Genomic DNA, 21,592 nt, shown 5'->3' with positions numbered 1-21,592 from the left:
CTATTCGCGCCGCGTGAGCTTGCCGGCGCGCAGCACGAAGGCGATCACCGTGGCGACGGCGCGGTAGAGTTCCTCGGGGATTTCGGCATCGAGCTCGACGCGCGACAGCGCCTGCGCCAGTGCCGCGTTCTCCTCCAGGTGCACGCCGCTCTCTTCGGCCTTGGCGATGATCGCCTCGGCCACCGCGCCGCGCCCCTTGGCGGTGACGCGCGGGATGCTGCCGGTTTCGTATTCCAGCGCCACGGCAACCGGGATCTTCTCGGTGTCGCTCATGTCACGCGGTCGACCAGATGGCGGGTGGGGGGCGGCGGCGCATCCGGCCGGCCGTTGCGGACCAGCAGGCGATCGAGCGTCAGCTCCTGCTCGGCCAGAGCGGCGGCGAACCCGCCCTCCCCGGCCTGAAGAAGTTCCGCCGTCGCCGGTCGCTCCGCCCACAGCGAGACGGCGAGGTTCGCGCCCTTCAGCGTCAGCAGCGCATGCACCGGGCCGACCGGCTCGACGTCGATCGAGAAGCGGATGCTCCAGCCCCGGCCCGGTTCGGCTCCGGCGGGCGTGTGACCGTCATCCGGGCGGATCTCGATCTGGGCGATGCTGGTGCGGCCCTCGGCCGCCAGCGGCACCTCGAACGTCCAGCCGGGCTGGGTGGGAGCCTCGCCGCGGCCGGGCAGGATCGGCTCTGCATCGGTGGAAGCAAGTTGCGTGAGCGACAGCCGGGCCAGCGCCCCTTCGGTCTCGGCCAGCAGTGTCCGCAGCGCGTCGCGCGGCGGCGCGTCCGCGGCGATGAGCGGCGCCGCGGCCGGCTGGCCGTGCGGGATGGTGCCCTGGCGCGGCGGCCGCACCGCCTCGCCGGTCGCCGGCACGGAGGCCGACAGGCGCGGCGCGTCCTCGCCGAGCGCCGCCAGCAGCGCCGAACGAAGGTTGATCAGCGCCGATTTGAGATCGGCCGGCGGCGCGGGTTCGCCCGGCGGCGGCGTTGGAGCCGTCCCGTCCGCCGCCTGAGTCAGCAGCGCCATCAGCGACCGCAACGTCGTCTCCGGCTGGTTCGCCGGCCCCGGCCGCTGGGCAGCCTCATGGAACACGCCGGACCGGAGAAACGAAGCCAGGATCTGTGCCGGGTCGCCGGCATCGGCGGCCTGAACCCGGAATTCGAGCACAGCGGCGGCGGCGGCGATCACGCCCGCCGGCAAAGCGGGCGCCCGTCCGCCCGAAGGGGGCTCCTCGACGATCCGCGCCAGATCGGCAAACAGCGGCGCCAGACCGGCCTGCCGCGCCATCAGGCCGGACAGCGCGCGGCTGAGCACCGGAACCGGAACAGTATCCGTCGCTGGCCACGCCGAACGGGCGGTCTCGCCCGGCGGCAGGCTCTGCGGGACAGCGCGCTCGACCACCGACAGTTTGAGCGCGCCGCCCTCCTCCTCGACCAGCATGCGAACGGTCTGGCCGGGTGTGAGCTGGGCGGAAGTGGCGACCTCGATCACCCGGCCGGCAATGGCCAGACGCACCATGCCGCTGTCCATGAGCGCCAGGACACGTGCATCCGCCACCAGCCCGGCGGTCAGGGCCGGAATCTGCCCGCGGGTATTGGGCAGCGCCGTGATGGCGCCGACCGGCGTCACCTGCTCCGCCACTTCCCTGCCTCCCGCCCGATTGCCTGCACCTGCACTCTATCACGAGCGGGGAACCGATTCGTCGTGTTGCGGATCCGCGGGCTGCAGCACGACGAAGCGCGGACGGAGCAGCATTTTCCGCGAGTCACTCGCAAAAACTGGTTGACCTTGCAACAATAAGCCGCACAGCATCAAGAGCATGCGGCTCCTTACCAAGCTTTCACTTGAGTTCAGCAAGTCAGGGCGCGAAGACTTTTCAATCATTCGACATTGAGGCATCCCGTGAACAAGAACCTGCTGCATCTTCTCCACCGTTGGACGACGCTCGTCTTCGCACTGCCGCTGTTTGTCGTCCTGGTGACCGGACTGATCCTGTCGTTCGAGCCGGCCGCCAGCCGCTCGGCCATCCAACCGGGGTCGCTGGCCCTGGCCGATGTCGAGCAGATCGTCGCGAAGCACGACCCCCAGGGCCAGGCGCGCGGACTGATGATCAGCCCGCTCGACGGCACCTTGACGCTGATGTCCGGCACTCCTGGCGGCCATGGCGCGCCCGGCGCCGGGACCGTGATCGACCTCGCGACCAGCGAGCGGCTGGACCCTGCTTCCCCAGGGTGGTCGAGCCTGTTCATGACGGCGCGGCGCCTGCACGAGCATTTCGTGTTCGACCTGGGCTGGGTGGTGACGGCCTCGACCATCGCCATGCTGGTGCTGATCGCCATCGGCGTCCTGATGGGCCTGCCCAGGCTGCGCAACAGCCTGTCCGGCTGGCACAAGGGCATCGCCTGGTTCCTGCTGCCGCTGGTGATCCTGAGCCCGCTGACCGGCCTGCTGATGGCGTTCGGCATCACCTTGTCCGGCCCGCCGCCGGCAAAGGGCGCCGGCACGCCGAGCCTGATCGAGGCGGTGCGGATGATCGCGGACGATCACGACCTCGCGGGCGTCACCTGGATCCGCACGCGCGGCGGCCAGCTCATGGCCCGCATCATCGAGGGCGGCGGCCCGGTGGTCTACACCGTGACGCGGGAGAACGTGACGCCCCTGCCCGCGAACTGGCCGCGACTGATCCACGAGGGCACGTTCGGCGGCTCAATCGGCAGCATCATCAATGTGATCACCTCGTTCGCCCTGATCGGCCTGCTCTGAACCGGTCTCCTGATCTGGGCGAAGCGCAAGCTGAGGAAGCCGCAGCGGGTCCGGAACGGAGCGACGGCGAGGGCCTGAGCAATACGTTGGCTGCCCATGAAACGGCATTCTGCGGGGTCCGGCGTTTCTGGTAGGATGGTCCCAGCTAGGAGCCTTCCGTCATGAACATCCGGACCCTGCCCCCGCTGACGCCGGACGAGTTCCTCCACCACCCGGCTTTGCAGAACCAGCGCTGCGAGCTGAGCGAGGGCCGCATCGTGATGATGACCGGGGCCTCCAAGGCCCACCGCGAGATCGCCGGCAACCTGTTTGTCTTGCTGCACGCCGCGCTCGACAGGCGCCGCTATCACGTCGCGATGGCCGAGCTTGCGATCCGGGCCGGCCGGTCGGTGCGCTATCCCGACGTGGCGGTCGACGTGCAAAGCTCGGATCCCAAGGGCCTCACCGCCGTATCGCCGCTGCTGATCGCCGAAGTGGGCTCGCCCTCCACGATTGCCACCGACTTCGGGGCCAAGGTGCGCGAATACACCTCGCTGCCGAGCCTTCACGCCTATGTCGTGCTGTCGCAGGACGAGCCGCGGGCGTGGCTGTGGTCGCGCATGGCCGAGGGTGGTTTTCCCGAAGAGCCGGAGATGCTGGTCGGCCGCGACGCCGTGATCCCCCTACCCAGCCTGGGGCTGACGGTTCCGCTCGGCGAAATCTATTCGACAGATGCCGATGGCTCGTAGGGCGCAATAGTATTGCGCCGGCCCGTTTTCCACCGGCTCGCGCGGTTTCGGTGCAATACGCTTCGCTATTGCACCCTGGCGGACGAGGCCGCCGGAGGCGTCTGCGTCACCGGACTCTCACGCCCACCACGCCTCCGGCGCCACGAACCGCCCCGCGGCCTGCTCGATCACCTCGCCGAGCGCGAACAGCGTTTCCTCGTCGAACGGCCGGCCGATCAGCTGCAGGCCCAGCGGCAGGCCCTGGCCGTCGAGGCCGGCCGGCACCGCGATGCCCGGCAGCCCGGCCATGTTCACCGTCACCGTGAACACGTCGTTGAGGTACATCTCGACCGGATCGGCCGCGCCCTTCTCGCCGATGCCGAACGCAGCGGACGGCGTGGCCGGCGTCAGCACCGCGTCGACCCCGGCGTCGAACGCGGTCTCGAAGTCGCGCTTGATCAGCGTGCGCACCTTCTGGGCGCGCAGGTAATAGGCGTCGTAATAGCCTGCCGACAGCACATAGGTGCCGATCATGATGCGGCGCCGCACCTCGCGGCCGAAGCCGGCGGCACGGGTCTTCTCGTACATGTCGCCGATGCTCTCGCCCGGCACGCGCAAGCCGTAGCGCACCCCGTCATAGCGGGCGAGGTTGGAGGACGCCTCGGCCGGCGCGACGATGTAATAGGCCGGCAGCGCGTATTTGGTGTGCGGCAGCGAGATCTCGACGATGCTGGCGCCGGCCTCCTTTAGCCAGGCGATGCCCTGCTGCCACAGCGCGTCGATCTCGGCCGCCATGCCGTCGACCCGGTATTCCTTGGGGATGCCGATGGTCAGCCCCTTCACCGGCCGGCCGATCGCCGCCTCGTAATCGGGCACGGGCCGGTCGACGGAAGTGGTGTCCTTCGGGTCATGGCCGGCCATCGAGCGCAGCAGGATCGCCGCGTCGCGCACCGTCTTGGCGAACGGGCCGGCCTGATCGAGCGACGAGGCGAATGCCACGATGCCCCAGCGCGAGCAGCGGCCATAGGTCGGCTTGATGCCGACGGTACCGGTGAACGCCGCCGGCTGACGGATCGAGCCGCCGGTGTCGGTGCCGGTGGCGCCCAGGCACAGGTTGGCTGCCACCGCCGCGGCCGAGCCGCCCGACGAACCGCCCGGCACCAGCCTGGTATCCGATCCCTGCCGCCGCCACGGCGAGACCACCGGGCCGAAGGCGCTGGTCTCGTTGGACGAGCCCATGGCGAACTCGTCATTGTTGAGCTTGCCGAGCATCACCGCGCCGTCGCGCCAGAGCTGGCTGGTGACGGTCGATTCGTAGGGCGGCACGAACGCGCCGAGGATCTTCGAGCACGCCGTGGTGCGCACGCCCTCGGTGCAGAACAGGTCTTTAACGCCGAGCGGGATGCCCTCGAGCGGCCCAGCCTCGCCGCGGGCGCGGCGGGCGTCGGACGCCTCGGCCATGGCCAGCGCCTTCTCCGGCGTCTCCAGCACATAGGCATTGAGCGCGCGGGCCCCGGCGATGGCGTCGAGGTGCGCGTCCGTCAGTTCACGGGCGGAGAGTTCCTTGCGGGCCAGCGCGTCGCGCGCCTCGGCAAGCGTCAGGCGGGTGAGATCGGACATCGTCACTCCACCACCTTGGGGACGAGGTAATAGCCGTCGTCGCTGGACGGCGCATTGGCCAGCACCTTGTCGGCGATGAAGCCGTCGGTCACCCTGTCCTCGCGCATCTTCATCGCCATCGGGGTCACCGAAGTCATCGGCTCGACACCGGAGACATCGACCTCGGCGAGCTGCTCGACAAAGGCCAGGATGGCGTTGAGCTCCTCCTGGAGGTGCGGCACCTCGGCGTCAGTGACGGCAATGCGCGCCAGATGCGCCACCCGGCGCACCGTGGCCTGATCGACGGACATGGAAGCCCTCGGGAATGAGCGCCGGACCGGCGCGAAAACGGCTCGTCCAGCTTCTACAAAGCCGCGTTTCGCGCCGCAACCCGCGCCCGGCCATCAGCTTGAATCCCACCTACCGCGTCACGAGGTCGGCCGGCGGCTTGTCGGGCGCGCCGCGGAACTCGAACAGCTTGCGCAGGAAGCCCGGCGCGACGGCGGAAATCGGATTGATGCGCAGCGTCGGCGCCGACGGCGAGCCCACCACCTCATAGGTCACGCCGAGCAGCCCCTCATTGGGACCGCCCATGAACAGGCCGACGATCGGGATGCGGGCGAACAGGTTGTTCAGCCCATAGGCCGGCACGAAGGTGCCCCGCAGGCCGATCTCGTTGCGGCCGTAATCGATCTGCCCCTCCACGGTGGCGCCGATCTGCGGCCCCCAGATCACCCCCTCGCTGATGGTGATGCGCGAGGGCGCACGCACGAACTCCACCCGCATCTTGGTGAAATTGACCGGCGAACTCCCCTGGCGGCCGCCGGAGCGTCCTTCCGGCCTCTGCGGCTCGGCCGGGGCGGAGGCGATGAGCTTGTCGACCCCGGCATCCCGTACCGCGAAATTGGCGAGGTTGAGCACGCCCTCCTGCGGGCCGAGCCCGTCGGCGGATGGCGGATCGATGACCATCCAGAACTGGCCGCCGGAGACCTTGGTGTAGACATCGACGAAACGCAGCAGCGCCCCGGCATCGGTGGAATGGGCGACGATGGCGGTGCGCGCCCCTTCCAGCGCCCGCAGGTCGGCCTTGACCGAGGCTTCGCCGCCGATGCGCGCGGTGAGCGCGAAGGCGCGCAGCTCGCCATTGCGCCGCGTCATGCGGAAATCGAGCTGGCGCGCGGTCTCGCCGTTCAGGCCGACGATGACGCCGAGCTTGGATTCGACGTCGAGGTCGCGCGGGCGGGCGCGCTGGCGCGAAGCCGCAGCCGACACCGACGGGCCGGCCAGCATCGACTTGAGCAGCCCGCGCCCGTCGAACACGTCCCCGCGCAGCGCGATGCGCAGCACGCCGTCGCTGCTGCGGTCGAGCTTGAGTGCCGCCCGATCGCCGTCCGAGAGCTGGAAGGTCGGCAGGTTCACCGACACCGGATCGCCGGACCCGTCGAGCTCGATCGTGCCCTTGACCAGCGCGCCGCTGCCCTCCAGCACCAGATCGTCGAACCGCACCGAGGTGCCGGACTTCTCGGTGACGGTGAAGGACGCCTTGGCCGGCTTGCCCTTCGGCTTCACCCAGCCCGGAACCAGATCGGTGATCGCGACATCCTTGAGGTCGGTCTCGACGGCAAGGCGGCTTTCGCGCTCGCCCATCCTGCCCTGCGCCTTGAGCGACAGCGATCCGGTGAGCACGCCCGCCGGGCCGTCGATGCCGAACTTGGTGCGTGCCGAATCGTCGAGGGTGGTCTGGAAGCGCACCTCGGTATCGGCGTCCGGCCGGGGCTGGCGGACCTCGAAGCTGATCGGCGCGCCGCCCACCTTGCCGTCGCCCTTGAACATCACGCCGTCCTTGGAGCTGGCCGTGACCTTGATCGTCGCGCCTTCCACGCGCTGGCCACGCACCTGCTTGTCGGCGCCGAACCCGGTGAGCTGGGCATCGAGGCTGTAGCTCACGGCGCTGCGCGGCACGTCGCGGATCAGCGGCAGCGACACCTGGGTGTGCACCGTGACAGCGCCGCGGGTGGTCTGCGGGTCGAGCTGCGGTGCGCCCTGGGCCCGCATCAGGTCGGACTGCATCAGTTCGGCCAGCGCGTCCGCCTGCCCGTCGGCGCGGAAGCGGATATTGGTCGGCGCTCCCTTTGGGAAGGTGTCGGGAACCTCGAACAGGCCGTCCGAGAGTTCGAGGCGGCGGCCCGACGATTCGATGGAGGCGCGCGGGATGGTGACATTGGCGGTGCGGCCGGTGAGGACGGCATTGGCGCTGAAGTCGCGCAGGGGCGGCAGCCCCTCCACCGCCTTGACCACGCCGTCCGACAGCACGAATTCGGCGCGAAGGCCGGCGTCCGGCAGCGGAAGCTGCTTGTTCATCAGCGCGTCCAGCGGCGAATTGACCGCGATGTCACCGCGCTCCAGCGTGCCGGAGATCACGTTCTTCATGATCCAGGCGCGGGCGCCGGGTGCCACCACCGGCGGCCACAGCCGCTTGACCACATGCACCGGCATCCGGCTGCCGGTGAGGCCGAGTTGGAGGGAGGGATTCGGACCGGCGGTGATCAGCGTGGCGGTGGCCGCCGCCGCCACCGTCGAGCCGCCGATCTCGACCTTGTCGATGGCGACAATGCCGGCCGCCGGTTCGATCCGGCCGTAGGCGCTGATGCGGTCCAGGATCAGCGGCGGATCGCGCGGGCGCTCGGTCGCCAGTTCCATCCGGCCGCGCACCACCCGCCACGTCCACGCCCCCTCGGCGGTCTCCGGCGGCACCACCGCCGCCGACAGCATGGTGCGGTTCTGGCTGGTCTGGACCACCACCGGCTCGATGGCGATGGTGCGGCGCTGGGCGTCCCAATGGAAATCGGCGCTCGCCTCGTCGATCACCAGCCGGCTTTCGGGCTCGTCGCGCGGCCCGATCTGACCGGCGCCGGCCCGGAACTTGGCGTCGCCGGCAAGCAGGGTACCGTCGCGCGCAACCCGCGCCCGCATCATGACATCGAGCGCGGAATCGGCATGCAGGTCGGCATCGGCGAGGCCGAACGCCAGCAGCAGGTCCTTGGGCGACAGGTCGCGCCCGACGAGATCGAGCGCCCTCACCTCCGCGGCCTCATGGCTGATGGTGGCGGTGACCGACCACGGCCCGTCCGCGCCGCCCGAGGCGAGGGTAACCGCAACCCCGCCCTCGCTCGGCCGGCTGAGCGACAGGGCGATGTTGTCGAACCGCCACTGCCGGCCCTTGCCGGCGTCATCCACCACCAGCGTGCCGTTCTTCAGGCCGATCGACGACAGGCCGAGCCCGCCGAAGCCGTCGCGCTCGATCCCTTCCAGGATGCCGACCAGCGGCGCCAGCAGCGCCGGCTTGGCGATGTCGTCGGCCGTGGTGGGGACTGCCAGCGCCGGCCGGGCCGGCGGCTGGCGCGGCGCCGTCTCCTGCGGCGGCTGGCCGGCCGGACGCGCCGACAGTGTTGCCGAGCCGCCCTCGATGGCGATCAGCATCTCGGCTCCCGACATCTCGATGCGGCGGGGATTGGGCTGCCCCAGAAGCCCGCTGAACTCCAGCGCGATCTCGGTCAGCGGCACGGTGGCGACAGTGCGGCCATCGGGGCCATGCACGGTCAGATCGTGCAGCTTGAGCAGCGTCAGCCCATCGGCATCCTCGCCACCCTCGGCGGCGCCGATCGAGACCGCGTAGCCCTCGCCGAGCCGCTTGGCGAGCGAGCTCTCGATCCAAGGCAGCGCCTGACCGAGCAGCGGCCCGCGCAACAGCCATGGCAGGGTGTAGCTCGCCGCGACCACCACCAGGATGACCGACAGGCAGGCCGCGACGAGGCGCGGCCGCCGCCGGATATCGGGCAGCCAGGACAGAGCGCGCCGTCCCCAGCCCCGGAGTCCGGCAAACCGCGCACGCATGTTCTGCCACCGCCGAGTCGACGGCTGGGCACCCGGTCGCTGCCCGTTTAAGCTGTCAGCCATCGGCGGCCGTTCTCCACCTGGAATCCCCTTTCTGGACCATCGCGCTGACCCTGAGCCTCACCGCAATTCCACCATCGCGATTCGGTCCCCCCGCCGGCTGCGCAGATGAAGTTCGAAAAATCGCAAGAACACGCCGAAAGGAAGGCACATGGCTCTCGAAAAAGGACGTCCGTCTCATGAAAAAGCCTCCCCGGCCGACGGAAAAGAACACGCGGCTCTGACCGTTGGCGACCCCGCGCCGGATTTCGATCTACCGGGCGACGGCGGCGGACGCGTGTCGCTCGCGGACCTGCGGGGAAAGCCCGCGGTCATCTACTTCTTTCCGAAGGCCGACACCTCCGGCTGCACCCGGGAATCGGTCGCGTTCAGCGCCCTGAAGCCGGACTTCGACAAGGCCGGTGTCGCGGTGATTGGCGTTTCGGCCGACCCGGTCAAGACGCAGGACAGGTTCAAGGCGAAGCACAACCTCACCGTCGCCCTCGCCTCCGACGAGGCGCGCTCGATGCTCGAAGCTTATGGCGTGTGGGTCGAGAAATCCATGTACGGCAAGAAATACATGGGCATCGAGCGCACCACCGTGCTGATCGGCCCCGACGGCCGCATCGCCCGCATCTGGCACAAGGTGAAAATCGACGGCCATGCCGAGGAGGTGCTCGCCGCGGCACGGGCGCTCTGACGGCGGGAATAATTCTCCTTCAAGGCGCATTGATGCAGACGCTGGCGCAGCAATACAAATCATGGATTGCAGCAGATCAAATCTTATACCTCTGATTGAAGCGAAAGGTCGCTCGAAGTCGAAATGCGCCCTCGCCTCGGCCCGGTCGCGGCAAGCCGACTGCTTTGCTCTTTGTTAACCCTAACCAATTCTAATCGCCGCATTCAACCTGTCTGCGTTGGCTGCCGATGTCTTCAATCCGATCTGCCTCCCCGGCCTTTTCGACGACATCGTCCGGCGGCGTGGTGATCAGCCGCCGGGCATTCGGCGTTTCCATCGCGGTCTTCGCCGGGGTTCTGTCCTGGGCGGTGGGGCTGACCAGCTATGTGATGTTCCGCGACGAGGCGCTCGCCGGCCTCGCCCACCGCCATCGCGACGTGGCGGCGGCCTATGAGGACCGGATCAGCGAACTCAAGGCCGAGATCGAGAGGACCCGCACGCGCCGGCTGGTCGAATACGAACAGCTCGAACGCAAGATCGAGGGCCTGCTGAAGCGGCAGGCCGCCATCGAGACCCGCCAGCAGACCCTGTCCACCCTCACCGACCGGCCGGCAAAGGCCCAGACCCGGGCGGAGACCGCCCGGCCGAAGCCGGAAGCCGGGCTTGCCGCACCCAGGTCCGGCCGCGAGCTCGTTGCGCTCCACCAGTTGCTCGACCGCGCCGAACTGTCCCAGACGGCCATACTCGACCGCATCGAGGCCCAGACCGAGGCCCGCTCGCGCCGCCTGCGGGCGGCCCTGGATGATCTGGGGCTCGGTACCACGCGCGTGCCTTCGGCCGCGCCGATGGGCGGCCCGTTCGTTCCGGCTGCGCCCGAGACCAATTTCGAGGCGCGAGCCGCCCGCGTCGCCGCCGCGGTCGACGACATGCGGCGGCTGGAGAAGGCCATCGCCACCATGCCGCTCGGGCGGCCGATCGGCCCGGAGGCCGAGGTGACCTCCGGATTCGGCATCCGGCTCGACCCCTTCCTGCGGCGGCCGGCCCAGCACGGCGGCATCGATTTCCGGGCCGATACCGGCACCCCGGTTCGCGCCACCGCCGCCGGCCAGGTCAAGGAGGCCGGCTGGCAGGGCGGCTACGGCAACATGGTCGAGATCGACCATGGCAACGGACTGTCGACCGTGTTCGGCCACCTGTCCGCGATCGAGGTCGTCGAGGGACAGACCGTGCGCAGCGGACAGATCGTCGGCCGGGTGGGCTCGACCGGCCGCTCGACCGGACCGCATCTGCACTATGAGACCCGCATCGCCGGCGAGGCGGTGGACCCCCAGCGCTTCCTCAGGGCCGGCGTCCGGCTAGGCCTGAGCGAGATCGACTGAGCCAAAGACTGGGCCGCCGTTTCGGTGCCCGTTCCTGCCCCGTTCTAATCCTCCGCCATCAGCGTCTTGCGCGCCTCGCGCAGCGCCGCCTTGGTGGCGTCATCGACCTTAGGGAAGGCCAACTTCAACCCCTCCAGGCGCTTGATGACGGCGGACGCCACCACGAGGCGGGTGAACCATTTGTTGTCGGCCGGCACCACGAACCACGGCGCCGCCTCGGCCGCAGTGTGCTGGATCATGTCCTCATAGGCCGTCATGTAGCGCTGCCAGTGCGCCCGCTCGGCGACGTCGCCGGCCGAGAACTTCCAGTTCTTGGCCGGATCGTCGATGCGCTCCAGGAAGCGCTTCTTCTGCTCGGCCTTGGAGACGTGGAGGAAGAACTTGAGGATGACCGTGCCGTTGCGGGCGAGATAGCGCTCAAAATTGCGGATGTCCTCGAACCGCTGCTCCCAGATGCGGTCGGTGACCAGCTCCGGCGGCAGCTTCTGGCGCGCCAGCACCTCCTCGTGGACGCGCGCCACCAGCACCTCCTCGTAATAGGAGCGGTTGAAGATGCCGATCCGTCCGCGCTCGGGCAGAGCGAGTTGGCAGCGCCAGAGGAAATCGTGGTCGAGCTCGGTCGCCGAGGGCGCCTTAAACGGGGTGACATGGCACCCTTGCGGATTGATGCCGCTCATCACGTGTTTGATGGCGCCGTCCTTGCCGGCCGCGTCCATCGCCTGAAAGATCAGCAGAACCGACCAACGGTCCTGCGCATAAAGCTTTTCCTGGAGATCGGACAGCCGCTCGACGCCGCTCTGCAGCGCCTCCCGCGCACTGTCCTTGTCGAGCTTCAGCCCGCCGGTATCTGCGGGATCGATGTCGGACAGCCTGAAACCCTTGCCGTCCGCGATCCGGTACGGCTTCACGAAATCGTCGGCGCTGATGCTCATCGGTGCTCTCGGAACGAACGGCGTGACTGCCGCGTTGGCCGCCTCACGGGGGACGCAAGTCCTTCTTGGGCCGGCATGATAGGGCCCGAGCGGGACCGTGCAATCGCCCACGTTCGGTCCGCACGCTGAGTGTCGGCCGCCTGCGCAGTCTCGGTTTACGGCGAATTAAGCAATTTTCTCTGCCGGAGGTGGAACCGAACACACGTGCCGCCTGTTGCCTCTTCGCGGAAGGGTAGCGGCTCGTCCGCGCAAAGCGAGCACGAAGACACGTCAGAGGACACTTCCGGAGGACTCCATGACCGCGGGCTCCCGTCCTGTCGAAGCCCATCTTGCGATCGCCCTCTCCTGCCTCTCATTGGCGCTGGCAGCGGGGACGCTGGTGATGTTGCACCTTGACGCACCCAGGGTCCCGTCGCCGGTCGCGGCCATCGATACCGGGCCCGTCGCTCACGTGCAGTGGCAGGAAACGCTTCGAACCGCCTTTGACGATCTTTCGCGGATGCCGATCACCACCCTTCCGATGCCGGGCAATGCCGGGTTCGGCCTGACCGTCGAGCCGGATCCGTCGATGCTGGCGCAACCGGAGATCACGCCTTCGGACATGCCGAAGAGCTGAGAAATCAGGCTAGGGAACGCCCACAAGACCTTCCACCCGAAAAGGAAACGGCCGGCTGAACAGCCGGCCGTTTTGCATCGGGACTTGCCTGCGTCAGGACTTGCCTGCATCCGGGCTTTCCGTAGCGACGCCCCGCCGACCATGCGGCCGGCCGGACCGCTCACCCCCAGGCACAAAAACTCGCTCGCATGGCGCTTCAGGTCCTGCCCGCAACACCATGTTCCGGTTTAGCAATTCCGCCTAGTCGACGTCCTCGACCGCACCCGGTCCGCCGCCATAGGCCTTCTGTGCGAGCGTCGCCTCCATGAAGTCGTCGAGCCCGCCGTCGAGCACATCCTGCGGCGTACCCGACGTGTGGCCGGTGCGCAGATCCTTCACCAGCTGATAGGGCTGCAGCACGTAGGAGCGGATCTGGTGGCCCCAGCCGATGTCGGTCTTGGCCGCCTGCTCGGCCATCGCCTCGGCCTCGCGCCGCTTCAGTTCCTGCTCGTAGAGCTTGGCACGCAGCATGCGCCACGCCTCGGCACGGTTCTTGTGCTGGGAGCGGTCGCCCTGGCTCACCACCGCGATGCCAGTGGGGATGTGGGTCAGCCGCACCGCCGACTCGGTCTTGTTCACGTGCTGGCCGCCAGCGCCGCCCGAGCGCATGGTGTCGACCCGCACGTCCGCCTCGTTGATGTCGATGACGATGCGGTCGTCGACCTCGGGGTAGACGTCGATCGAGGCAAACGAGGTCTGGCGCCGGGCGTTGGCGTCGAACGGCGAGATGCGGACGAGCCGGTGCACCCCGGCCTCTGTCTTCAGCCAGCCATAGGCATTGTGGCCCTTGACGTGAATGGTGGCCGACTTGATGCCGGCACCCTCGCCTTCCTGATAGTCGGCCAACTCGACCTTGAACTTCCGCCGCTCCGCCCAGCGCGTATACATGCGCAGCAGCATCTCGGCCCAGTCCTGGCTCTCGGTGCCGCCGGCTCCGGGATGGACTTCGAGGAAGGCATTGTTGGCGTCGGCCTCGCCCGAAAGCAGCGCCTCGATCTGCCGGCGCGCCGCCTCGACCTTCAAGGCTTCGAGCAGGCCCTTGGCCTCGGCGATGGTCGCCTCGTCCTCCTCGGCCTCGCCGAGTTCGACCAGGGTGATGGCGTCGTCCAACTCACGCTCAAGCTTCAGCACGCCCTCGATCGAGTCGGCGAGGGCGTTGCGTTCCTGCATCAGCTTCTGGGCGGCTTCGGCGTCGTTCCACAGATTGGGGTCTTCCGAGGCGGCGTTCAGTTCCGCCAGTCGGCGCTGGGCATTATCCCAGTCAAAGAGACCTCCTCAGCAGTCCCGCGGACTGCTTGATGTCATCGACGAGATTCTGAAGTTCGGCTCGCATGGTTACGTATCCGGTTCGGGAACGACGCATGTAGCGGTCCCGTGACCGAAGCGCAACCCGGGCGGCTACCCTGATACCGCAACAAATGGCCTGCCCGTCTGCCGCAACCGAGCCATTCCAAATCCCGCCGCTCCCGAAAATCCCGGCATTTCCGCCGGTTCATGCGGTCAAATTTACTCTTATTGAACCGGCATCTGCTGCAGTGGCACGACTCCCACCGTCACCCTGTTTGGGCCACTGCCATGCGGACACCGGTCGCGCCGACCCAGGTCGAGCGATTTTTCGACTCGAGCGAACTGATCGTCTCGAAGACCGATCTCAAGGGGCGGATCACCTACGCCAACAGCGTCTTCTGCCGCCTGGCAGGGTTCAGCGAGGCTGAGCTGCTCGGCCAGCCCCACAGCATCATTCGCCATCCGGACATGCCGCGGGCGGTGTTCAAGCTGCTCTGGGACACCATCATCGCCGGGCACGAGATCTTCGCCTACGTCAAGAACATGGCGAAGAACGGCGATTTCTACTGGGTGTTCGCCCACGTCACCCCCTCCTACGATGCCGCGGGCCAGCTCGTCGGCTTCCACTCCAACCGCCGGGTTCCCAGCCGCGGCGCCATTGCGGCAATCGAGCCGATCTATGCCGAGGTCGCCGCCGTCGAGGCGCGCCACAAGAACGGCAAGGAGCAGCTCGAGGCCGGTTACCGCCACCTCACCGCCTTCGTCGAATCCACCAAGAAGCCCTACGATGAACTCGTCCTCTCTCTCTAAGGCCCTGGCCGCCGGCGGCGTGGCCGCGGCGGCTGTCGCCCTGGGCTTGGCGTGCACGCTTCTCGGTTGGCACGGCGCCGTGCCGGTCGTGCTGGCGGTGGGCCTCGCCGCCATGGCGCTGGCTCTCCATTTCGCCCTCAGGGTGCGGCGCGAGTTCGGCCGCATCGCCACCGTCTGCCGCGCGATCGCCGAAGGCGACTTCGAGGCGCGGCTGACCGGCATCACCGAGCGCGGCGATCTCGGCGCCATGCAGTGGATGCTGAACGACATGATCGACCGCTGCGACGCCTATGTGCGCGAGTCGGCGGCGGCAATGCAGGCGGTGCGCTCAAATACTTATTATCGCACCATCCGCCCCGAGGGGCTGAAGGGCGCCATGCTCGCTGCGGCCAACAGCATCAACGCCACGATGGCGGCGATCCAGGCCCGCCTCGGCGCCTTCGCCAACGAGACAGCCAAGTTCGAAACGTCGATCCAGGGCATCGTCGAGAATGTCGCATCGGCGTCGGCCAGCATGGGCGATACCGCCAATGCAATGACCGAGAACGCCAGCGCCACGCTGAGCCGCGCCACCACGGTGGCGGCAGCCTCGGAAGAGGCGACGGTGAACATGCAGACAGTCGCGGCGGCGGCCACCCAGCTTTCCACCTCGGCCCGCGAGGTCGGCGAGCAGGTGGGGATGTCGGCCACCATCGCCCAGCAGGCGGTGAGCCGCACCCGCGAGGCGCACCAGACCATCCAGGTGCTGGAGACCGCCAGCGAGAGCATCGGTCAGGTCGCCGAGCTGATCCGCGCCATCGCCGCCCAGACCAACCTGCTTGCGCTCAACGCCACCATCGAGGCCGCCCGCGCCGGCGAGGCCGGGCGCGGCTTCGCGGTGGTGGCGCAGGAGGTGAAGTCGCTGGCCGGCCAGACCGCGCAGGCGACCAGCCAGATCGCAGCCCAGATCGCCGAGGTCCAGGCCTCGACCCGCAGCGCGGTCGAGGCCATCGCCGAGATCGCCCGCACCATCGGCGAGGTCGACCAGATCACCAGCCATGTCGCCAGGGCGGTCGAGACGCAGATGGCCGCAACCGCCGAGATTGCCCGCAACGTCGAGCAGGCGTTCGACGGCATCCGCGACATCACCACCAACATCCACGGCGCCACCGAGATCGCCGGCCGCACCGAGACGCTGGCGGACGGCACCAAGGCCGCCTCCGGCGAGCTGTCGGCCAAGGCCCAGCAATTGACCGAGGAAGTGCGCAGCTTCCTCGCCGCGCTGCACAACGGCCCGCTGAACCGCCGCAAGCGCGACGATCCGACCTATCGCGGACCCGAGCGGCGGCAGGACCGCGGAAAGGCCGCAGCTTGATTTTCAGTTGGATCATCCCGGCCGAGCGCTTCTGGGCGCGCGAGCCGGGATCGCTCGCAGGATGGTGTCCTGTCCGGACAACGGTCCCGGGCTCGGCTCTCGCCGCGCCCGGGATACGGTGCATCCAGCCGTACCGAGCGGATTACTCCGCCGCGATCTTCGGCAGCTGATCGAGCGAGGCGTTGAGCGCCGTCTCGTCGTAGTCGCGGTCTTCGAGCTTGCCCGACAGGTAGTCCATGTAGGCCTGCATGTCGAAATGGCCGTGGCCGGACAGGTTGAACAGGATGGTGCGCGGCTTGCCTTCGACCTTGGCGGCGAGCGCCTCGTCGATGGCGGCGCGCACCGCATGGGTCGATTCCGGCGCCGGTACGATGCCTTCCTGGCGGGCGAACAGCAGGCCGGCCTCGAAGCACGGGTTCTGGTGCACCGCGCGGGCCTCGATCAGGCCGAGTTCGCGCGCGTGGCTGACCATCGGCGCCATGCCGTGATAGCGCAGGCCGCCGGCATGGAAGCCGGGCGGCACGAAGGACGAGCCCAGCGTGTGCATCTTCATCAGCGGGGTGAGGTGCGCCGTGTCGCCGAAGTCGTAGGCGTAGGTGCCGCGGGTCAGCGTCGGGCAGGCCGCCGGCTCCACCGCCACCACCCGCACGTCCTTGCCCTCGCGCAGCTTCTTGCCGAGGAAGGGGAAGGCCAGACCGGCGAAATTGGAGCCGCCGCCGGCGCAGGCGATCACCACGTCCGGCCAGAAGCCGGCCATCTCCATCTGTTCGATGGCCTCAAGCCCGATCACGCTCTGGTGCAGGCCGACATGGTTGAGCACGCTGCCCAGGGCGTAGTTGGTGTCGGGATTCTGGGCCGCGACCTCCACCGCTTCCGAGATCGCGATGCCGAGGCTGCCGGGCGAATCCGGATTGGCGGCCAGAATGGCGCGGCCCGACGCGGTTTCGTTCGACGGGCTGGCAATGCAGGTGGCGCCGTAGGTCTCCATCAGCGCCCGGCGATAGGGCTTCTGATTGTAGGAGACCTTGACCATGTAGACCTTGACCTCGATCCCGAACAGGGACCCGGCGAAGGCCAGCGAGGAGCCCCACTGCCCTGCCCCGGTCTCGGTCGACAGCTTCTTGATGCCGGCCTCGCGGTTGTAGAAGGCCTGGGCCACCGCGGTGTTGGGCTTGTGCGAGCCGGCCGGGCTCACGCCTTCATACTTGAAGAAGATGCGCGCCGGGGTGTCGAGCGCCTTCTCCAGCCGGCGGGCGCGCACCAGCGGCGAGGGGCGCCACAGCCGGTAGATCTCGCGCACCGGCTCGGGGATCTCGATCTCGCGCTCGGTGGAGACTTCCTGGGCGATCAGCGCCATCGGAAAGATGGGGGCGAGGTCGTCCGGACCGAGGGGCTTGCCGGTACCCGGATGCAGGCCCGGCGGCAGCGGCGCCGGCAGGTCGGCCGCAAGATTGTACCAGGCGCGCGGAATGCGATCTTCCGGCAGCAGATACTTGACGCTGTCGCTCATGGAACTCCCCCCGTGCGAGCGATGGAACTGCGGCGGTAGGTCTAGACGGGATTTGCCGGCGACGCCAATAGTGGCCGGCCCGTACCTCCTTTGGCCCATGCGCAGTCTGGGTCAGAGCTGAGGCTCGGCTGATCCAACATCAACGCCCACCCGTAGAATGCAGGAGGCAGTTTCCGGCCCGGAGGCAGGAACACAATTGTCCGGTCTCCGAAAATCCCCCCTTTCGCCCACGGATTTTCGGCGAGACTGTTTCGGGGAGCCCGAGGGACCATCCGCAAACGGTATGATGTGCCACGACGGAAATGACGCGCGCGATGCCCCGTGACAACCACGCGACCAACCCCGACGGGCCGGCCGTCGTGTGGTTTCGGTTCGACCTCCGCCTGTCCGACAATCCGGCCCTGACGGCGGCTACCGACTCCGGCCGGCCGGTCCTCGGCCTCTTTGTACAGGACGAAGCGGGGCATGGTTCGCGCCCGCTCGGGGCGGCGGCACGCTGGTGGCTCGCCGGCTCGCTGCGAGCGCTCCAAGCCGCCCTCGCACGCGTCGGCGTGCCGTTGATCCTGCGGCGCGGCCCGGCGGCCGTTGTCATCCCAGACGTGCTGCGCGAGGCCGGTGCCGGCATGATCGCCTGGAACCCCCGCCCCATGTCGGCCGAACAGGCGGCCGACGATGCGGTTCGCAGGATCGTCGCGGAGACTCTGCCGCACGTCGCCATCGCCGATGGCCTGCGCCGCACCGCGCTGCTGCACGACCCGGCCGCACTGCGCGGGCGGGTGTTCACCCCGTTCTGGAAGACGGTCACGGCCAAGCTCGCGCCGCCCGCACCGCTGCCGGTGCCGCCGCTCCGCGCCGGCCTGAGCATCGCGTCCGACCGCCTCGCCGACTGGGGGCTGGAGCCGACCGCGCCCGACTGGGCCGGCGGCCTGCGCGAGACCTGGACCCCCGGCGAGGCCGGCGCGGCCGCCCGCCTCGCCGATTTCCTCGACCAAGGCATCGCCGGCTATGCGACGCTGCGCGACCGGCCGGACCTCGCCCACGTCTCGATGCTGTCGCCGCATCTGCGCTTCGGCGAGATCACGCCCGGGCAGGTCTGGCACACAGTGCAGACGGCGCTGGCGAGCGGGCGGGCGGCGGCGCCCGATGCCGACAAGTTCCTGTCCGAGCTCGGCTGGCGCGAGTTCTCCCAAAATCTCCTGCACCACCACCCCAATCTGGCGGCGGCCAATCTCCAGCCGCGCTTCGACGCCTTTCCGTGGCGGCCGGACGACAGGCTGCTGCGTGCCTGGCAGCGCGGCGCCACCGGCTATCCGATCGTCGATGCCGGCATGCGCCAGCTCTGGCGCACCGGCTGGATGCACAATCGCGTGCGGATGATCACCGCCTCGTTCCTGGTCAAGCACCTGCTGCAGGATTGGCGGGCCGGCGAAGCCTGGTTCTGGGACACGCTGGTCGATGCCGACCCGGCCTCGAATCCCGCAAGCTGGCAGTGGGTGGCCGGTTGCGGCGCCGATGCCGCGCCCTATTTCCGTATCTTCAACCCCATCCTTCAGGGCGAGAAATTCGATCCCGATGGCGCCTATGTCCGCCGCTTCATCCCCGAGCTTGCCGGGCTTCCGTCCGCCATCATCCACCAGCCCTGGAGGGCTTCGCCGCTTGAACGTGCCGCGGCCGGCGTCCGGCTCGGCGACACCTACCCCGCCCCCATCGTCGACCATGCGTGGGCACGCAACCGCGCTCTGGCCGCGTTCGCCGAAATCAAGTCAAATGCGGCCTGACAGCACATGCTGACCGGATCTGCACCAAGCCGCCTGCCCTCCTTCTGCCGCTTCGGGAGACATTGATGCGCATCGCCGTGATCGGTTCCGGCATCGCCGGCAACGCCGCCGCCTGGGCGCTGGGCGCGAACCATGACGTGGTGCTGTTTGAGCGCGAGCCGCGCCCCGGCGGCCACAGCCACACCGTCGATGTCGATTATGACGGCACGCCGGTTTCGGTCGATACCGGCTTCATCGTCTACAACGAGCGGAACTACCCGAACTTCACCGCGCTGCTCGCCCATCTCGGGGTGGCGAGCCATGTCAGCGACATGAGCTTCGCGCTGTCGCTGGGCGACGGCGCATTCGAGTGGTCCGGCCAGTCGCTCGACACCGTATTCGCGCAGCGCAGCAATCTTGTCTCGCCCGGCTTCTTGTGGATGCTGAAGGAGGTCTGGCGCTTCAACACCGAGGCCCCGGCGGCGCGCCAGTCCGGCGATCTCGACGGGCTGACGCTCGGCGCGTGGCTCGACCGGCGGCGCTTCTCGCGCCGCTTCGTCGACCACTACATCGTACCGATGGGCGCGGCGATCTGGTCGACGCCGTTCGACCGCCTGCTGGATTTCCCGGCGGCGAGCTTCGTATCGTTCTTCGAGAACCACCGGCTGGTGAACCTGCGCCAGATCGTCTGGCGCACGGTCACCGGCGGCAGCAGGTCCTATGTCGATGCGCTGCTCGCCGCCTTCCGCGGCACGCTGCGTCTCGCCGCGCCGGTCGCCGCCGTGCGCCGCACCAGCGACGGCGTCGAGGTGATCGATCGCGGGGGCGCGGCCGAAGCCTTCGATCAGGTGGTTTTCGCCACCCACGCGCCCGACACGCTGGCGCTGTTGGCGGATGCCTCCGAGGCCGAGCGTGCCATCCTGTCGGCGCTACCCTACCGGCCGAACCGCGTGTTCCTGCATCGCGATGCCAACCTGATGCCCAGGCGCCGCAAGGTATGGTCGGCCTGGAACGTCACCGGCGCCATCCCCTCCCCGGACGACGGCGCCCGCGAGGTCGCCGTCACCTACTGGATGAACCGGCTCCAGGGCATCGATCCGAACCGGCCGCTGTTCGTCAGCCTCAATCCGGTGCGCGACCCGGACCCCAACCTCGTGTTCCGCACCTTCGAATACGACCACCCGCAATATGACGCGCGGGCGATCGATGCCCAGGCCCGGCTTTCCACCATTCAGGGGAAGAACCGCGCATGGTTTGCCGGCGCCTGGACTGGCTACGGCTTCCACGAGGATGGGCTGGTGTCCGGCCTCACTGTCGCCGAGGCGCTGGGCGGCGTCATCCCGTGGCGCACCGTGCCACGCAACGTCTTCCCGGCAGCGGCATGAGCGCAGAAAGCCGCCCGCTCGCCAGCCAGCGCCCGCCGCCCGAGGCAGCCGCATCGCTGTTCGAAGGCGTAGTGATGCACGCGCGCCTGCGCCCGGTCGGCCACCGCTTCCGCTACCGCGTGACGAGCCTCCTGATCGACATCGACCGCCTCGCCGAGGCCGATCGCCTGTCGCCGCTGTTCTCGGTCGGGCGGTTCAATCTGTGGGGCTTTTCGGAAGCGGACCACGGCGCGGGCGACGGTTCGCCACTGCGGCCCTGGGTCGATGACCTGCTGGCTGCGGCCGGCGCGCCGCATCCGACGCGGGTGCTGCTGCTGTGCTATCCGCGCGTGTTCGGCGCCGCCTTCGATCCGCTGTCGGTCTATTGGTGCTACGCGGCCTCCGGCGAGCTTGCCGCCATCATCTATTCGGTGCGCAACACCTTCGGCGAGCGCCACGCCTATGTCTGCCCGCTCATGCCCGGCGAGGCGTCGGTGGCCGAGATCCGCCAGCAGGCGGAGAAGCGGTTCTTCGTGTCGCCGTTCAACGCGCTCGATCAGCGCTATCTTTTCCGCATGCGCCCGCCCGGCGAGGATGTCGCGGTGCGCATCCTGCAGACCGACGCCGAGGGGCCGCTGCTCGCCGCGACCTTCTCCGGCCACCGTCGTGCGCTGAATACCGCCAATCTGTTGCGCGCGTTTTTCGTACATCCGATGATGACCGCCAAAGTGCTCGGCGCCATCCACTGGGAAGCCCTGCGGCTGTGGCTGAAGGGCGTTCCCGTCCGACTGTCGGCCCGGCCGGCAACAGCACCCCCGCCGGCCAGCCGGGACGGAGAGTTCCTGCCCACCACCCGTGATGCGAAATCCGGCTGAC

Annotated in this window: 19 protein-coding genes; 10 read left to right on the top strand and 9 right to left on the bottom strand. The window is 68.7% G+C overall.

The window, feature by feature from the left end; translation table 11 throughout:
• Entirely contained in the window at positions 1-273 is a 273-nt protein-coding gene (locus tag BLTE_RS07190) for an EscU/YscU/HrcU family type III secretion system export apparatus switch protein (RefSeq protein WP_126398888.1), read from the bottom strand.
• A complete protein-coding gene (gene fliK / locus BLTE_RS07185; RefSeq protein WP_126398885.1) occupies positions 270-1,628 on the bottom strand; it encodes a flagellar hook-length control protein FliK in 1,359 nt (452 codons plus the stop codon). The genes BLTE_RS07190 and fliK overlap by 4 nt, the downstream gene beginning before the upstream one ends.
• A 261-nt stretch (positions 1,629-1,889) precedes the next feature.
• On the opposite strand from fliK, the gene BLTE_RS07180 reads away from it, so the two are divergent.
• Positions 1,890-2,750, top strand: coding sequence for a PepSY-associated TM helix domain-containing protein (locus BLTE_RS07180; RefSeq protein WP_126398883.1), 861 nt, complete (start codon positions 1,890-1,892; stop codon positions 2,748-2,750).
• A gap of 161 nt (positions 2,751-2,911) precedes the next feature.
• Positions 2,912-3,478, top strand: a complete 567-nt coding sequence (locus tag BLTE_RS07175; protein ID WP_126398881.1) for a Uma2 family endonuclease — start codon at positions 2,912-2,914, stop codon at positions 3,476-3,478.
• 117 nt (positions 3,479-3,595) lie between these two features.
• On the opposite strand, the gene gatA is transcribed toward BLTE_RS07175, so the two are convergent.
• The 3 genes from gatA to BLTE_RS07160 form a co-directional block, all read right to left on the bottom strand.
• Positions 3,596-5,077, bottom strand: coding sequence for an Asp-tRNA(Asn)/Glu-tRNA(Gln) amidotransferase subunit GatA (gene gatA, locus BLTE_RS07170; RefSeq protein WP_126398879.1), 1,482 nt, complete (start codon positions 5,075-5,077; stop codon positions 3,596-3,598).
• A 2-nt stretch (positions 5,078-5,079) separates the two neighbouring features.
• A complete protein-coding gene (gene gatC / locus BLTE_RS07165) occupies positions 5,080-5,367 on the bottom strand; it encodes an Asp-tRNA(Asn)/Glu-tRNA(Gln) amidotransferase subunit GatC (protein WP_126398877.1) in 288 nt (95 codons plus the stop codon).
• A 109-nt stretch (positions 5,368-5,476) separates the two neighbouring features.
• Positions 5,477-8,950 (bottom strand): YhdP family protein, encoded by a 3,474-nt coding sequence (locus BLTE_RS07160; protein WP_126398875.1) that lies wholly within the window; start codon positions 8,948-8,950, stop codon positions 5,477-5,479.
• Positions 8,951-9,161: 211 nt separating this feature from the next.
• Here BLTE_RS07160 and BLTE_RS07155 point away from each other — a divergent pair, with 211 nt between their 5' ends.
• Positions 9,162-9,689, top strand: coding sequence for a peroxiredoxin (locus BLTE_RS07155; RefSeq protein ID WP_126398873.1), 528 nt, complete (start codon positions 9,162-9,164; stop codon positions 9,687-9,689).
• Positions 9,690-9,879: 190 nt separating this feature from the next.
• Here the strand turns inward: BLTE_RS07155 and BLTE_RS18780 are convergent, their stop codons facing one another.
• Positions 9,880-10,005, bottom strand: coding sequence for a hypothetical protein (locus BLTE_RS18780; protein ID WP_425290287.1), 126 nt, complete (start codon positions 10,003-10,005; stop codon positions 9,880-9,882).
• A gap of 508 nt (positions 10,006-10,513) precedes the next feature.
• Here BLTE_RS18780 and BLTE_RS18775 point away from each other — a divergent pair.
• Positions 10,514-11,047: a M23 family metallopeptidase gene (locus BLTE_RS18775; RefSeq protein ID WP_425290295.1), complete on the top strand. Its 534-nt coding sequence runs from the start codon at positions 10,514-10,516 to the stop codon at positions 11,045-11,047.
• 44 nt (positions 11,048-11,091) lie between these two features.
• Here the strand turns inward: BLTE_RS18775 and BLTE_RS07145 are convergent, their stop codons facing one another.
• On the bottom strand, positions 11,092-11,979 hold the full coding sequence (locus tag BLTE_RS07145) for a polyphosphate kinase 2 family protein (RefSeq protein ID WP_126398869.1): 888 nt from the start codon (positions 11,977-11,979) through the stop codon (positions 11,092-11,094).
• Between the two features lie 295 nt (positions 11,980-12,274).
• Here BLTE_RS07145 and BLTE_RS07140 point away from each other — a divergent pair, with 295 nt between their 5' ends.
• Positions 12,275-12,595, top strand: a complete 321-nt coding sequence (locus BLTE_RS07140) for a hypothetical protein (RefSeq protein ID WP_126398867.1) — start codon at positions 12,275-12,277, stop codon at positions 12,593-12,595.
• Positions 12,596-12,835: 240 nt separating this feature from the next.
• On the opposite strand, the gene prfB is transcribed toward BLTE_RS07140, so the two are convergent.
• Positions 12,836-13,967 (bottom strand): peptide chain release factor 2 gene (gene prfB / locus BLTE_RS07135; RefSeq protein WP_126398865.1). Its coding sequence is split into 2 segments (ribosomal slippage): positions 12,836-13,897 and positions 13,899-13,967, totalling 1,131 coding nucleotides; the frame shifts between segments, so codons are not numbered across the junction.
• 242 nt (positions 13,968-14,209) lie between these two features.
• Between prfB and BLTE_RS07130 the strand changes: the two genes are divergently transcribed.
• Together BLTE_RS07130 and BLTE_RS07125 are read left to right on the top strand one after the other, a co-directional pair.
• Positions 14,210-14,731, top strand: coding sequence for a PAS domain-containing protein (locus tag BLTE_RS07130; protein WP_126398863.1), 522 nt, complete (start codon positions 14,210-14,212; stop codon positions 14,729-14,731).
• Positions 14,709-16,085, top strand: coding sequence for a methyl-accepting chemotaxis protein (locus BLTE_RS07125; protein ID WP_126398861.1), 1,377 nt, complete (start codon positions 14,709-14,711; stop codon positions 16,083-16,085). Before BLTE_RS07130 ends, BLTE_RS07125 begins: the two co-directional genes overlap by 23 nt.
• Positions 16,086-16,227: 142 nt before the next feature.
• Here the strand turns inward: BLTE_RS07125 and BLTE_RS07120 are convergent, their stop codons facing one another.
• Positions 16,228-17,595: a TrpB-like pyridoxal phosphate-dependent enzyme gene (locus tag BLTE_RS07120; protein ID WP_126398860.1), complete on the bottom strand. Its 1,368-nt coding sequence runs from the start codon at positions 17,593-17,595 to the stop codon at positions 16,228-16,230.
• Positions 17,596-17,909: 314 nt separating this feature from the next.
• On the opposite strand from BLTE_RS07120, the gene BLTE_RS07115 reads away from it, so the two are divergent.
• The 3 genes from BLTE_RS07115 (at position 17,910) to BLTE_RS07105 (ending at position 21,591) form a co-directional block, all read left to right on the top strand.
• The gene (locus BLTE_RS07115; protein ID WP_126398858.1) at positions 17,910-19,373 is read left to right on the top strand and encodes a cryptochrome/photolyase family protein; all 1,464 of its coding nucleotides are present in this window, start codon (positions 17,910-17,912) and stop codon (positions 19,371-19,373) included.
• Positions 19,374-19,438: 65 nt separating this feature from the next.
• Positions 19,439-20,737 carry an NAD(P)/FAD-dependent oxidoreductase gene (locus tag BLTE_RS07110; protein ID WP_126398856.1) on the top strand — a complete coding sequence of 433 codons (1,299 nt, stop codon included), beginning with the start codon at positions 19,439-19,441 and terminating at the stop codon, positions 20,735-20,737.
• Positions 20,734-21,591: a DUF1365 domain-containing protein gene (locus BLTE_RS07105; RefSeq protein WP_126398854.1), complete on the top strand. Its 858-nt coding sequence runs from the start codon at positions 20,734-20,736 to the stop codon at positions 21,589-21,591. Before BLTE_RS07110 ends, BLTE_RS07105 begins: the two co-directional genes overlap by 4 nt.
• Position 21,592 lies beyond the last annotated feature (1 nt).

Origin of the sequence: Blastochloris tepida (assembly GCF_003966715.1) — a bacterium.
Classification (GTDB): Bacteria; Pseudomonadota; Alphaproteobacteria; order Rhizobiales; family Xanthobacteraceae; genus Blastochloris; species Blastochloris tepida.
Note: the sequence above shows the minus strand (reverse complement) of the source record. Positions and strands in the feature narration are given on the sequence as shown.